17 protein-coding genes are annotated in these 13,050 nt (G+C 63.7%); 15 read left to right on the forward strand and 2 right to left on the reverse strand.

Going from position 1 to position 13,050, the window contains the following annotated elements; all coding sequences use genetic code 11:
* Positions 1-101: 101 nt before the first annotated feature.
* Positions 102-428, forward strand: a complete 327-nt coding sequence (gene cyaY / locus G4223_RS03460; protein ID WP_163675050.1) for an iron donor protein CyaY — start codon at positions 102-104, stop codon at positions 426-428.
* 96 nt (positions 429-524) lie between these two features.
* Here the strand turns inward: cyaY and tyrS are convergent, their stop codons facing one another.
* On the reverse strand, positions 525-1,775 hold the full coding sequence (gene tyrS, locus G4223_RS03465) for a tyrosine--tRNA ligase (RefSeq protein ID WP_163675052.1): 1,251 nt from the start codon (positions 1,773-1,775) through the stop codon (positions 525-527).
* 93 nt (positions 1,776-1,868) lie between these two features.
* On the opposite strand from tyrS, the gene G4223_RS03470 reads away from it, so the two are divergent.
* The 4 genes from G4223_RS03470 to G4223_RS03485 all read left to right on the forward strand — a co-directional run bounded on the left by G4223_RS03470 (position 1,869) and on the right by G4223_RS03485 (position 4,207).
* On the forward strand, positions 1,869-2,939 hold the full coding sequence (locus G4223_RS03470) for an anhydro-N-acetylmuramic acid kinase (RefSeq protein ID WP_163675112.1): 1,071 nt from the start codon (positions 1,869-1,871) through the stop codon (positions 2,937-2,939).
* Between the two features lie 25 nt (positions 2,940-2,964).
* Entirely contained in the window at positions 2,965-3,282 is a 318-nt protein-coding gene (locus G4223_RS03475) for a hypothetical protein (protein ID WP_163675054.1), read from the forward strand.
* A 104-nt stretch (positions 3,283-3,386) separates the two neighbouring features.
* The gene (fldA, locus tag G4223_RS03480) at positions 3,387-3,869 is read left to right on the forward strand and encodes a flavodoxin FldA (protein ID WP_163675056.1); all 483 of its coding nucleotides are present in this window, start codon (positions 3,387-3,389) and stop codon (positions 3,867-3,869) included.
* Positions 3,848-4,207 carry a DUF2023 family protein gene (locus G4223_RS03485; protein WP_163675059.1) on the forward strand — a complete coding sequence of 120 codons (360 nt, stop codon included), beginning with the start codon at positions 3,848-3,850 and terminating at the stop codon, positions 4,205-4,207. The genes fldA and G4223_RS03485 overlap by 22 nt, the downstream gene beginning before the upstream one ends.
* Before the next feature lie 52 nt (positions 4,208-4,259).
* On the opposite strand, the gene G4223_RS03490 is transcribed toward G4223_RS03485, so the two are convergent.
* Positions 4,260-4,949: an alpha/beta hydrolase gene (locus G4223_RS03490; protein WP_163675062.1), complete on the reverse strand. Its 690-nt coding sequence runs from the start codon at positions 4,947-4,949 to the stop codon at positions 4,260-4,262.
* A gap of 240 nt (positions 4,950-5,189) precedes the next feature.
* On the opposite strand from G4223_RS03490, the gene cysE reads away from it, so the two are divergent.
* The 10 genes from cysE (at position 5,190) to iscX (ending at position 12,958) form a co-directional block, all read left to right on the forward strand.
* Complete coding sequence (gene cysE, locus G4223_RS03495) at positions 5,190-5,942, forward strand: serine O-acetyltransferase (RefSeq protein ID WP_163675065.1); 753 nt, start codon at positions 5,190-5,192, stop codon at positions 5,940-5,942.
* A gap of 55 nt (positions 5,943-5,997) precedes the next feature.
* Positions 5,998-6,459, forward strand: a complete 462-nt coding sequence (locus tag G4223_RS03500; RefSeq protein WP_163675068.1) for an Rrf2 family transcriptional regulator — start codon at positions 5,998-6,000, stop codon at positions 6,457-6,459.
* A 24-nt stretch (positions 6,460-6,483) separates the two neighbouring features.
* Complete coding sequence (locus tag G4223_RS03505) at positions 6,484-7,623, forward strand: cysteine desulfurase family protein (protein ID WP_163675071.1); 1,140 nt, start codon at positions 6,484-6,486, stop codon at positions 7,621-7,623.
* A gap of 18 nt (positions 7,624-7,641) precedes the next feature.
* Entirely contained in the window at positions 7,642-8,889 is a 1,248-nt protein-coding gene (locus G4223_RS03510) for an IscS subfamily cysteine desulfurase (RefSeq protein WP_163675074.1), read from the forward strand.
* Between the two features lie 65 nt (positions 8,890-8,954).
* Complete coding sequence (iscU, locus tag G4223_RS03515) at positions 8,955-9,359, forward strand: Fe-S cluster assembly scaffold IscU (RefSeq protein WP_163675077.1); 405 nt, start codon at positions 8,955-8,957, stop codon at positions 9,357-9,359.
* A 36-nt stretch (positions 9,360-9,395) separates the two neighbouring features.
* Positions 9,396-9,734: a HesB/IscA family protein gene (locus tag G4223_RS03520; RefSeq protein ID WP_163675080.1), complete on the forward strand. Its 339-nt coding sequence runs from the start codon at positions 9,396-9,398 to the stop codon at positions 9,732-9,734.
* A 22-nt stretch (positions 9,735-9,756) separates the two neighbouring features.
* Positions 9,757-10,383 (forward strand): Fe-S protein assembly co-chaperone HscB, encoded by a 627-nt coding sequence (hscB, locus tag G4223_RS03525; RefSeq protein ID WP_163675083.1) that lies wholly within the window; start codon positions 9,757-9,759, stop codon positions 10,381-10,383.
* A gap of 40 nt (positions 10,384-10,423) precedes the next feature.
* A complete protein-coding gene (gene hscA, locus G4223_RS03530; RefSeq protein ID WP_163675086.1) occupies positions 10,424-12,349 on the forward strand; it encodes a Fe-S protein assembly chaperone HscA in 1,926 nt (641 codons plus the stop codon).
* 76 nt (positions 12,350-12,425) lie between these two features.
* Entirely contained in the window at positions 12,426-12,764 is a 339-nt protein-coding gene (locus G4223_RS03535) for a ferredoxin family 2Fe-2S iron-sulfur cluster binding protein (protein WP_163675089.1), read from the forward strand.
* Positions 12,764-12,958: a Fe-S cluster assembly protein IscX gene (gene iscX, locus G4223_RS03540; protein WP_163675093.1), complete on the forward strand. Its 195-nt coding sequence runs from the start codon at positions 12,764-12,766 to the stop codon at positions 12,956-12,958. Before G4223_RS03535 ends, iscX begins: the two co-directional genes overlap by 1 nt.
* Positions 12,959-13,050: the final 92 nt, after the last annotated feature.

The raw sequence follows: 13,050 nt of genomic DNA on the forward strand, positions 1-13,050 counted from the left end.
CATACTTTCGGCGGCTAGGCAAGAGCCGAGGCAACGGGCGTCTTGGCCTAGCCGGATGGCTCGGTTACCATTCGCCCCACATTTCAGGGAGCCCCCTTTCCATGACTCTGGACGAAAGCCGTTTTTCCGCCCTGGCCGACGAGGTTCTGGAACATCTGTGCGATACCGTGGACGACGTTCTGGGCGACGCGGTTGACGCCGACCTTCAGGCCGGCATCCTGACCCTGGCTCTTCCGGGGGGCGGGCAATACATCATCAACAAGCACACGCCCAACCGCGAAATCTGGATGTCGTCCCCGGTCAGCGGTGCCATCCATTTCGGGCATGACGCCGGCAAATGGGTTTCCACCCGCGATTCGTCCCAAGTTCTGCAAGAGGTGCTGGCGGCGGAGTTGACGGCCAAGTTCGGAACGAACATCTCGTTCTAACGGAGTGCGTCCCCGTCCACCTGCCTTAGCGGGGGACGGGACTTCGTCAGAAAGCTCCGAACCGGGCGCGGCAAGGCTGCGCCCGGTTCCAAGGGGTCATTCAGGCTTGACCAGGGTGTGGCGCTTCTTGCCGGCGGTCAGCTTGATGACGCCGTCCTTGAGCGCACCATTACCCACCATTTCGGCGGGGTCCTTGATGGCGACGTCGTTGACCTTGCCGCCGCCTCCCTGGATCAGGCGGCGGGCCTCGCCGTTGGAGGCGACCAACCCGGCACGCACGAACAGGGCGAAGGCCGGGATGCCGGCGGCCAGTTCGGCGGTGGCGATGGTGACGGTCGGCAGATTGTCGGACAGCGCGCCTTCCTCGAAGGTCTTGCGCGCGGTCTCGGCCGCTTCACGGGCGGCGGCCTCGCCGTGGCACAGGCGGGTGACCTCGTTGGCCAGGACCTTCTTGGCCTCGTTGATCTCGGCTCCCTGCAAGGCTTCCAGCTTGGCGATGTCGTCCAGCGGCAGTTCGGTGTAAAGCTTGAGGAAGCGGCCGACATCGGCGTCCTCTGTGTTGCGCCAGTACTGCCAGAATTCCCACGCGCTCAGCATGTCGGCGTTCAGCCACACCGCGCCGCCCAGGGTCTTGCCCATCTTGACGCCCGAGCTGGTGGTCAGCAACGGGCTGGTCAGGCCGTACAGTTCGGCCTGATGGACGCGGCGGCCCAGTTCGACGCCGTTGACGATGTTGCCCCACTGGTCCGAGCCGCCCATCTGCAACAGGCATTTGTGGCGCGCCCACAATTCGGCGAAGTCGTAACCCTGGAGGATCATGTAGTTGAATTCCAGGAAGGTGAGCGGCTGTTCGCGCTCGAGCCGCAGCTTGACCGAATCGAAGGTCAGCATGCGGTTGATGGTGAAATGCTTGCCGTAATCGCGCAGGAAAGCGATGTAGTTCAACTGGTCCAGCCAGTCGGCGTTGTTGACCATCAGGGCGTCGCCCGCGCCGTCGCCGAAGGTCAGGTACTTGGCGAACACCTTCTTGATGCCCGCCATGTTTCTGGCGATGACCTCGTCGGTCAGCATCTTGCGCGCTTCGTCCTTGCCGGTCGGATCGCCGATGCGGGTGGTGCCGCCGCCCATCAGCACGATGGGCTTGTTGCCGGTCTTTTGCCACCAGCGCAGCAACATGATCTGCATCAAGCCGCCGACATGGAGCGATTCCGCGGTGCAGTCGAAGCCGATATAGGCCGCCGCCGGCCCTTCGCTCAGGCGCTTGTCCAGCGCTTCCCAATCGGTGCACTGGTGCATGTAGCCGCGTTCTTGCACGACGCGGAGGAACTCGGAGCGGGGGGTGGTCATGGGACTGGTCGTTCGGTTGCTTGCGGAAAGGTGGCTCGTTTAGCACAATCGCAGCCGTGTCACAATGTGCCGGGGCGTATGGATATCATGAGCATGCTCGCTCTTGGACTGATGAGCGGCACGTCGCTGGACGGCGTGGACGCCGCCTTGGTGTCCACCGACGGGGTGACGGTGGAGCGGTTCGGCGCCGCCCTGACCAAACCTTACGAGCCGGCGATGCGGGAACGACTGCGTTCGGTGCTGGGGGGTGTCGGCCCGGTGGCCGAGGTCGAGGCGGAATTGACCGCCTTCCACGCCCAGGTGGTGGCGGAATTGCTGGACAAGGCGGATTTGGACGCCCAGGCGGTGGACGTCGTCGGCTTTCACGGCCACACCATCTTGCATCGCCCGCAATGTCGGCGAACCTGGCAAATCGGCGACGGCGAAATGCTGGCGCGGCTGACCGGGATTCCGGTGGTCAACGATTTTCGCAGCAACGACGTCCTGGCTGGCGGTCAGGGAGCGCCGTTGGTGCCGGTCTATCACCGGGCGTTGGCGGCGGATCTGACTCGGCCGCTGGCGGTGCTCAACCTGGGTGGTGTCGGCAACGTCACCTGGATCGGCGACGACGACGGCCTTTTGGCTTTCGACACGGGGCCTGGGAACGCGCTGATCGACGATTGGGCGCTGGTGCATACCGGCCGGCCGGTGGACGAAGGCGGGGCTCTGGCCCGTGGCGGCCATGCCGATGGCGACAAGGTCGACCAGTTCGGCCAGCATGCGTTTTTCGGGCAGAAACCGCCAAAATCGCTGGATCGCGACGATTTCCAATCGCTGGCCCGGTCGCTGGTGGCGGATATGACGCCGGCCGACGGCGCGGCCACCTTGACCGCCTTCACCGCCCGTGCGGTGGCGCGTGCCGCCGAACATTTTCCCCAGCCGGCGACGCGGTGGCTGGTGTGCGGTGGTGGGCGGCACAATCCGGCCTTGATGGCGGCCCTGGCTGTTGAGTTGAAGGTGGCGGTCGAACCGGTCGAGGCCGTCGGCTGGGATGGCGACGCCCTGGAAGCACAGGCTTTCGCCTATCTGGCGGTGCGGTCGTTGCGTGGACTGCCGTTGACTTTCCCCGAGACGACCGGAGTGACGCGGCCGTTGGGGGGCGGGCGGTTCCATGCCACTTCATAGAATAGAGACACGGAAAGGAAACGGTATGGCTCGCTGGTTGTTGGGCGCCCTGGGGGCCCTGATGTTCTGCACTCCGGCCCTGGCCGATCAGGCTTCCGCCATTCAGGCGCTCAAGGCGCAGCCGCGCGTGGTCGACGCCCGCGCCGACAATTCCGGTAACATGTACGTGCTGGTCAAGGCGGAAAAGGTGTCGTGGAGCCAGTTCGCCTCGGCGGTTTGCGCCTTTGTCCGGCCGCACCAGGGACGGATTTTCCGCGTGCGGGTGGTCGAACTGACCCAGGCCGATTATGGCAAGTCACCGGCCAGTTGGCCGCGTCTGGCCGAGGCCAGCTGCGCCAAATAAGCGGGTGGTGGGACGGCAGGGCCGTCTTGCCTGCTAGCTATTGCAAGTAATTCGCAATCTCACTATCCTGAGACTCTCCAATACGGGGGAGACACGAGGATACCATGCGAACGAACGTCATCTACGGTTCCGATGCCGGGGGCACCAAGGTTGTGGCTTCGCGCATCGCCAGCGCCGTCAAGGGCCGCGCCATTGACATCCGCAAGGCCAAGATCGCCGATTTCGAGGAATGCGACCTGCTGATCCTGGGGTCGCCGACCTATGGTCTTGGCGACCTTCAGTGCGATTGGGAGGACCACGCCGATTTGATCGACAGCGCGCAATTGGATGGAAAGCCGGTGGCGCTTTTTGGCACTGGCGACCAGTTCACCTATCCCGACACCTTCGTCGACGCCATCGGCATCCTGTACGACCGGGTCGCGGCGCGTGGCGCCAAGGTGGTGGGCTTCACCGACACCGACGGCTACGACTTCGTCGCCTCGGCCGGCTTGCGCGACGGGCGCTTCGTCGGCTTGGCCCTGGACGAGGACAATCAGTCCGAACTGACGGAAAGGCGGATATCCGCATGGATCAAGCAATTGGGGTAAAAAGCGTGGCGCTGAGGTTTCTCGCCAACCACCTTTACGAATACCGCAAGGGCGTGCGCCGGATGTTCATGATGACGCTGACACCGCCCGAGGCTCAGGCCGTCCGCCAACGGCTGGATCGTGAGGATATCGCCTATCACGTTCAGGAGGTGGGGCCGAGCAAGGTCAACGTGTTGTTCGGCCACGCTGCCTGGGTCGAGACCGCCAGCCGGATCGTCACCAAGCCGTTGGCCCGACTTTCTCCGGCCGAGGATTTCATGCTGGGGACGCTTTTGGGATACGACCCGGAACAGCAATGTCGGCGGTTCCTGGCGCAATCCGGCCGCGCCGTGGCCTGAACCGTCCTCAAGAAAAACCCCCTCTCCCGGCTGGGAGAGGGGGTTTTTTTCGTCAGTTGGCGGCGGCGACCAACGCCGATTCCGCCATCGGTGTCGATGGCCGATCGGCTATGGCTTCGGACAGGTATTGGTCCACCACCTCGTTCAGCGGGTCCAGATGGGCGCCGAAGAAATGGTTGGCGCCCTCGACCTGACGGTATTTGACGCGGATGTTCTTCTGCGTGCCCAGCTTGGTGGCCAGCTTGGACACCGACGCTTCGGGTACCACGTCGTCCGCGGTGCCGTGCACGATCAAGCCCGAGGACGGGCAGGGCGCCAGGAAGGTGAAGTCATAGGCGTTGGCCGGTGGCGCCACCGACACGAAACCGTCGATCTCGGGCCGGCGCATCAGCAATTGCATGCCGATCCAGGCGCCGAAGGAAAAACCGCCGACCCAGCATGCGCTGGCGTTGGGGTTGTAGGTTTGCATCCAATCCAGCGCCGACGCGGCGTCCGACAGCTCCCCCTGGCCGTTGTCGAACTTGCCCTGGCTGCGGCCGACGCCGCGGAAATTGAACCGCAACGTCGAAAACCCCTTGCGCACGAACGCATGATACAGGGTGTAGACCACCTTGTTGTTCATGGTGCCGCCGTGTTGCGAATGCGGATGCAAAAGCAAGGCGACGGGGGCGTTGGGCAGCTTGGAATGGTGATAGCGGCCTTCAAGTCGGCCGTCTGGTCCGTTGAAAATCACCTCGGGCATCGGTGTCCCCTAGCTGTATGCGTGTTCTTGCCCCTGGCCGTAGCGGATTCCCATGGCATGGATATTCCGACTTACGGTGTCGGGGAATAAAATACGGAATGTGGCGATTGATTCTGGTCAATCTTGACCGGTCTGGTCGGGCATCCTATATTCACTTTCGACGTGGGCGCCCCCTGATGGGATATCCCCCCTTTTTGTAGGGGTGCTCGATCAACGGTGTAGATTAGCATATTGCTGGCCATGCTTTTCAAGAGTCTTCAAGAAGATATCGTTTCAATCCGCAGCCGAGACCCGGCGGCGCACTCCACCCTTGAGGTGATTTTGTGCTATCCGGGGCTGCATGCGCTGATCTTTTACCGGATGGCGCATTGGTGTTGGCAAAATGGTCTGCGGGTGTTGGGGCGCTTCATCTCGCATGTGGCGAAAATCTTCACCGGCATCGAGATTCATCCTGGCGCCACCATCGGTCGACGCCTTTTCATCGACCACGGAACCGGTGTGGTGATCGGCGAGACGGCCATCATCGGCGACGACGTCACGCTTTATCATGGCGTGACCTTGGGCGGCACTTCGCTGCACAAAGGAAAGCGCCATCCGACGCTGGAGGATGGCGTCATCATCGGTTCCGGCGCTCAGGTGCTGGGGCCGATCACCGTGTCCAAGGGCGCGCGTGTCGGTGCCAACGCGGTGGTGCTGACCGACGTGCCGCCCGGTGTCACCATGGTCGGCATTCCCGCGCGCATGGCCATGCGCAAACCCAAGCCGGGCGAGGCGGAGTTCTGCGCCTATGGCCTGGTCGACGACACCATGCCCGACCCGGTGGCGCGGGCCATCGATTCCCTGCGGACCCAGGTGGACGCCTTGCTGGCGCGTGTGGCCGAGCTTGAGGCCGAGCGCGACGGTGCCGTCACTCCGCGCCTTCCCACCGCCTTGGTCGATGGCGAGGAGGGCGAAGACCTTGATCCGCCGCCCCAGGCCGCCAACCTTCAATAAATAACGCATCGAAAGGCGGGGCCGGGCACGCCTCGCCGAAACCGGGAGAGACGACGTGAAACTGAGCACCAAAGGCCGTTATGCCGTGATGGCGATGGTGGACTTGTCCAGCCATTCCCAGGGAAGCCCGGTGGCGCTGGCCGATATCGCCGAGCGTCAGGAAATCTCGCTGTCCTATCTCGAACAATTGTTCGGCAAGCTGCGCAAGGGCGGCCTGGTGAAAAGCGTGCGTGGTCCCGGCGGCGGTTACCTGCTGTCGCGTCCCGCCGGCCAGATGCGTATTTCCGACATCATCCTGGCGGTGGACGAGCCCATTCAGACCACACGCTGTTCGCCCGGCACGCCGGCCGGGTGCCACAACAACAAGGGCCGTTGCCTGACCCATGATCTGTGGGAGGAATTGGGCAACCAGATTTACCTGTACCTGTCCTCGGTGTCCCTGGCCGATGTGTGCGAACGCCGCATTCTCGGCAGTTCGGGCATCTTCCCCGGCGGTAACGACGTCGCCGCGCAATAACCCTGGTGCGGCAGCAAGGAGCGGATGTCTTTGTCCCGGTTGGCCTATCTCGACTGCAATGCTGGCGCGCCGGCGCGCCCGGAAGTGGTCGCGGCCATGGCCGAGGTTCTGGCCGAGGCGGGAAACCCATCTTCTGTCCATGGCCCTGGACGGCGGGCCCGTGCCCGGCTTGAGGAGGCGCGCGGTGCTGTCGCCCTGGCCGTGGGGGCGCGTGCCGAGGACGTGGTGTTCACGTCGGGCGGGACGGAAGCCAACAATCTGGCGCTACGCGGTTGTGGTCGCCGCCGTCTTCTGGTGTCGGCGGTCGAACATCCGTCGGTGCGCGAGGCGGCGCCGGATGCCGAGATCATTCCGGTGGACGGTGACGGTGTGGTCGATTTGGCGGCGCTTGAACGTTTGTTGGCCGCCGATGGATCGCCTGCGCTGGTGTCGGTGATGCTGGCCAACAACGAGACGGGGGGCATCCAGCCGGTGGCCGAGGTGGCACGGATTGCCCATTCCTTCGGCGCTTTGGTCCATTGCGACGCGGCCCAGGCCTTGGGCAAAATGTCGGTGTCGTTGTCGGGTCTTTGTGTAGACTTTCTGACATTGAGTGCCCACAAGCTGGCGGGACCGGCAGGAATCGGGGCTTTAGTCGTTTCTGAAACCGTTACAAATCTGGCACCGATCTTGCGTGGTGGAGGGCAGGAGCGGCGCCGCCGCGCCGGCAGCGAGAACCTTGCCGGTGCCGTCGGTTTCGGAGTTGCCGTCCGTCTGGCCGCCGGGAACGGCGCCGAGGTCGGCAGGATGAAGGAGTTGCGCGACCGCCTTGAGACGGCGGTTCTGGCCCGTGTGCCGGGCGCGGTGGTGGTGGCTGGGCGTGCCCCCCGGCTGGACAACACTTCCTGCGTTGCGTTGCCGGGTGTTCCTTCCCAGGTACAGGTCATGGCGCTTGATCTGGCCAACGTGGCGGTCAGCGCCGGTTCGGCCTGTTCTTCGGGCAAAGTGGGAGAAAGCGCGGTGCTGCGCGCCATGGGCCTGGACAAGGCGGTTTCCGGTTCCGCCATCCGGGTGTCCTTGGGCTGGTGCAGCGTCGCCGAGGATGTGGAGATGTTCCTGAGCGCGTGGTGCGATCTGGCCCGGCGCAAGGGATTTGAAGTAAGGGATGCGGCCGAGGCCGCCTGAGCGAGAAGGATCGAACGCATGAACGTGGTCGCCAACAACACCATCGGCCGGGCTCCCGGCCAGCCGATCTATCTCGACTACCAAGCCACCACGCCCTGTGACCCGCGGGTGGTGGAAAAGATGATTCCCTATTTCACCGAGAAGTTCGGCAATCCCCATTCCCGAACCCATCGCTATGGCTGGGAAGCCGAAGAAGCGGTCGAGGTGGCTCGCGAACAGGTCGCGGCGATCATCGGCGCCGATCCCAAAGAAATCATCTTCACCTCGGGCGCCACCGAGTCCAACAACCTGGCGCTCAAGGGCGTGGCCCATTTCTACAAGGACAAGAAGGATCACGTCGTCACCGTGGTCACCGAGCACAAATGCGTGCTCGATTCCTGTCGCCATCTCGAACAGGAAGGTTTCAAGATCACCTATCTGCCGGTCAAGCCGGACGGTCTGGTGGATCTGGCCGAGCTTGACGCGGCGATCACCGAACGCACCGCCATCGTGTCGGTGATGGGAGTCAACAACGAGATCGGCGTCATCCAGCCCCTGGCCGAGATCGGGGCCATCTGCCGCAAGAAGGGCGCATTCTTCCACACCGACTGCGCTCAGGCGGTCGGCAAGATCCCGCTCGACGTCAACGCCATGAACATCGACCTAATGTCCATTTCGGCGCACAAGATTTATGGACCCAAGGGCATCGGCGCGCTTTACGTCCGCCGCCGGCCGCGCGTGCGCCTTGTGCCGCTGATCAATGGCGGCGGCCAGGAACGCGGCATGCGTTCGGGCACCCTGGCGACCCCGCTGTGTGTCGGTTTCGGCGAGGCCTGCGCCATCGCCAAGGCCGAGATGGCGGCCGAGGCCGAACGCTTGCGTCGCCTGCAAACCCGTCTGCTGGGGGGGCTGCAACAGCGCTTGGCCGAAATCTACGTCAATGGCGACATGGACAGCCGTATCCCCGGCAACCTCAACATCTCGTTCGCCTTCGTCGAGGGCGAGGGGCTGATGATGGGTATCAAGGACCTTGCGGTGTCGTCCGGTTCCGCCTGCACCTCGGCGTCGCTGGAGCCATCCTACGTGCTGCGGGCCTTGGGGCTGGACGCCGAGATGGCGCACACCTCGATCCGTTTCGGCATGGGCCGCTTCACCACCGACGAAGACATCGACTACGCCATCGACCATGTGACCAAGGCGGTCGAGCATCTGCGTTCCATGAGCCCGCTGTGGGACATGCACCAGGAAGGTGTCGATCTCAAGTCGATCCAATGGGCCGAGCATTGAATCCGAGCCTCGGGCGGATTAGAATTATTCCTGAGTAGTTCGGTCAGGTATTTTCGGAGGACACAATGGCTTACAGCGACAAGGTCGTCGACCATTACGAAAACCCGCGCAACGTCGGCGCGTTGGACAAGGATTCGGCCGATGTCGGCACCGGTCTGGTGGGCGCGCCCGCCTGCGGCGACGTCATGAAGCTTCAGATCAAGGTCAGCCCCGAAGGCATCATCGAGGATGCCAAGTTCAAGACCTTCGGCTGTGGTTCGGCCATCGCGTCGAGCTCCTTGGTAACCGAATGGGTGAAGGGCAAGACCCTGGACGAGGCGGCGGCCATCAAGAACACCGACATCGCCCAGGAACTGGCGTTGCCGCCGGTCAAGATCCATTGTTCGGTGCTGGCCGAGGATGCTATCAAGGCTGCCATCAAGGATTACAAGGCCAAGTCCGGCATCGACGACGGCAAGGCGGCTGAATAGCCCGTTCGCGACAAGTCTCAGGAGGGCAGTGAGGCCATGGAAAGCAAGGCTCCTATCTCGTTGACCGACGCCGCCGTGGAACGGGTCAAGGCGTTGTTGGAAAAGCGCGGCAAACCCAGTGCTGGCATTCGGATCGGCGTGCGCACCAAGGGGTGCTCGGGCATGTCCTATACTCTGGAATACGCCGACGAGAAGTCGCAGTTCGACGAAGTCGTCGAGCATAAGGGTGTCACCGTGCTGATCGATCCCAAGGCCTCGATGTTCATTTTCGGCACCGAAATGGACTGGGTCGAGGACAAGATGCAGTCGGGCTTCGTGTTCCGCAATCCCAATGAAAAGGGCCGTTGCGGCTGTGGCGAATCCTTCCACGTGTGATCCGGCTCCAGGGGAATTGGGAATGAACGCCACTGCCGTCGCCGCTATCGTTCCGTGCTGGTCCTGCAAGGGACCGGTGGCGTCGCGCGCGCTGTTTTGTTCGGTGTGCGGCGCGGTCCAGGCTCCGGGGGCCATCGACCATTTCACCCGCCTGGGGCTCAAGCCGACTTTCGAGATCGACGCGGACGAATTGGAGCGCCAGTATTTCGGTTTCCAGCGCCGCCTGCATCCCGATCGTTTCGCCGCCAAATCGGCCAAGGAACGGGCGTTGTCGCAGCAACAGGCCACCGCGCTCAACGAAGCCTACGAGACGCTCAAGGACCCGTTGAAGCGCGCCGCCTATCTGTTGGACATGCTGGGGCACAAGGTGGACCTGACGGCGTGCGGCACCATTTCCGATCCTGAATTGCTGATGGAGCAGATGGAGAAGCGCGAGGCCCTGGCCGAGGCCGATACCGTCGAGCGCATCACCAAGTTGTCGGCCGATGCCGACGCCGAAATGTTGTCGGCGCAATGCCACATCTCGGCGGCTTTCGTCACCGGTGACCTGGACAAGGCGGCCAACCTTACCATCCGCCTCAAGTACCTGACCAAGCTGGCCGAAGAGGCCCGCACCAAGAAAACCCGCCTGAGCCGCGCGCTGCGTTAGGTCGCGCGCCTTTTCGGAACAATATCAGAGAGGATTTCCCATGTCCGACGGTCTCGTCCTGCTCCAACTGCACGAACCGGGCGAAACCCCGGCGCCGCACGAACAGGAAGCGGGGGCGGCGGTCGGCATCGATCTGGGAACCACCAATTCGGTGGTGGCCCTGTCCTTCGATTCCGAGGTCGAGGTGCTGCGCGGCGCCGACGGACGCGCCCTGATCCCGTCGGTGGTCCATTATCGGGACGACGGATCGGTCGAGGTCGGCTCGCGGGCCCGTGAAGCCATTCTTGAGACCCCGGACCATGTGGTCTCCTCGATCAAGCGTCTGATGGGCCGTGGCATCGAGGACGTCAAGGCGCTGGCCGGGACGTTGCCTTATACCGTCGAGCCCAATCCCGAAGCCGGTCCAGAGGGGGGCATGGTGCGTCTGCGGATCGCCGGGCGGGTGATGACGCCGGTCGAGATTTCCGCCGACATCCTGCGCGCCATCAAGGCTCGCGCCGAAGAGGCGCTGTCGGGCCGCCACGTCAGTCGCGCGGTGATCACCGTGCCGGCCTATTTCGACGACGCCGCGCGTACCGCCACCAAGGATGCCGCCCGTCTGGCCGACATCGAGGTGCTGCGCCTGGTCAACGAACCGACCGCCGCCGCGCTGGCCTATGGTCTCGACAACAGCGTCGAGGGGCTTTACGCCGTCTACGACCTGGGCGGCGGCACTTTCGACATCTCGATCCTCAAGATGGAAAAGGGCGTTTTCCAGGTCAAAGCCACCGGCGGCGACGCCGTTCTGGGCGGTGACGACATCGACCACGCGGTGGCCGAACACTTCCTGGCCACCCGTTCCGCCGGACTGGGCAAGGAGACCATTTCGGCCGGCGAGGCGAAACAGGCATTGATGGCTGCCCGCGTCGCCAAGGAATGCCTGACGGCCCGAGACAGCGGCGAATGGATGATCGAGGTGGACGGCAAGCCGTCGCGCCATACCCTCGACCGTGTCACCCTGGAGGCCCTGGCCGAGCCGTTCGTCGGTCGCACCATCGATATCTGCCGTAACGTGGTCGAGGATGCCGGCATCGAAATCGACGCCATCAAGGGTGTGGTCCTGGTCGGCGGTTCGACCCGGATGCCGCTGGTCCGTCGGCGTGTCGCCGAATTCTTCGGGTCCGAGCCGCTGAGCGACATCAATCCCGACGAAGTGGTGGCGGTCGGCGCCGCGTTGCAGGCCGAGGCGTTGACCCGCGGGTCCGACACCTTGTTGCTGGACGTGACACCGCTCAGCCTGGGGATCGAGACCATGGGCGGCATCGTCGAAAAGGTCATTCCGCGCAACACCCCCATTCCGGTGGCCATGGCCCAGGAATTCACCACCTATCAGGACGGCCAGACAGCCATGTCCATTCATGTGGTGCAGGGCGAACGCGAGATGGTGGATCAGAACCGCTCGTTGGCCCGGTTCGTGCTGCGCGGCATTCCTCCCATGGCGGCCGGCGCCGCGCGCATCCGCGTCACCTTCCAGGTGGACGCCGACGGCCTGCTGACCGTGTCGGCCAAGGAATTGACCACCGAGGTCGAGCAGCAAGTGGCGGTCAAGCCGTCCTATGGCCTGTCCGACGACGAAATGGCCAACATGTTGCGCGCCTCCATGGAGAACGCCCGCGACGACATGGCGCAAAGATTGCGGGCCGAAGCGGTGGTCGAGGCGAAAAGATCGGTGCTGGCGGTGAATTCCGCGCTGTCGGTTGACGCGGACCTCTTGTCGGATGACGAACGGCAGGGTATCGATGCAGCCTTGAAGCGTGTCGACGAGGCGTGCGCGGGTTCGGACCGTGACGCCGTCAACGCGGCGGTCGAGCAATTGGAGGCCGCCACCAAGTCCTTCGCCGAAAAGCGTATGGACCGTGGCATCCGACAGGCGCTGGCCGGCGTGTCCGTCGACCGGCTCGACGACGCCCTGGGGGGCGACGACTGAACCGTTGGGGATCGAACCAGCTTCGCGCGCCGATCGTACCAATTGCGCGCCGGAGTGTTAGCCAAGGATTGCCGTAATGCCCAAGATGACCTTTATCCAGCCCGATGGCACCCGCCTCGAGGTCGAGGCCCCGGAAGGCCTCTCGGTGCTGGAAATCGCCCACCGCAACAAGGTTGAGCTGGAAGGGGCCTGCGAAGGCTCGCTGGCCTGTTCGACCTGCCACATCGTGGTGGCTCAGGAATGGTACGACAAGCTGAAGCCGGCGTCCGAGGACGAGGAAGACATGCTGGATCTGGCTTTCGGCCTGACCAGCACGTCGCGCCTGGGGTGCCAGATCATCTTCAGCCAGGATCTCGACGGTCTGGTGGTGAACGTGCCCGCCGCTACCCGCAACATGGCGGTGGACAAGAAGTGATGAAGTGGGCGGACGTCCTTGAAATCGCCATCGCGCTTGAAGAGGCGCATCCCGAGGCCGACAACGTGAACCTGCGGTTCACGGATCTGCATGCCTGGGTATGCGCCTTGCCCGATTTCAACGATGATCCGGCCAAATCCAACGAAAAGATCCTCGAGGCCATCCAGATGGCCTGGATCGACGAACGGGACTAGAAGGAAGGCATGGCCGGGTTCTTCCCTGCCATGCCCGCCTTTCGCCGCGTCCTTCCGGCTTCAAGCGTTCGAGATCAAGATGCTGTCGCGGG

The sequence above is a fragment of the Magnetospirillum aberrantis SpK genome (assembly GCF_011022235.1).
GTDB classification, from domain to species: Bacteria; Pseudomonadota; Alphaproteobacteria; order Rhodospirillales; family Magnetospirillaceae; genus Magnetospirillum; species Magnetospirillum aberrantis.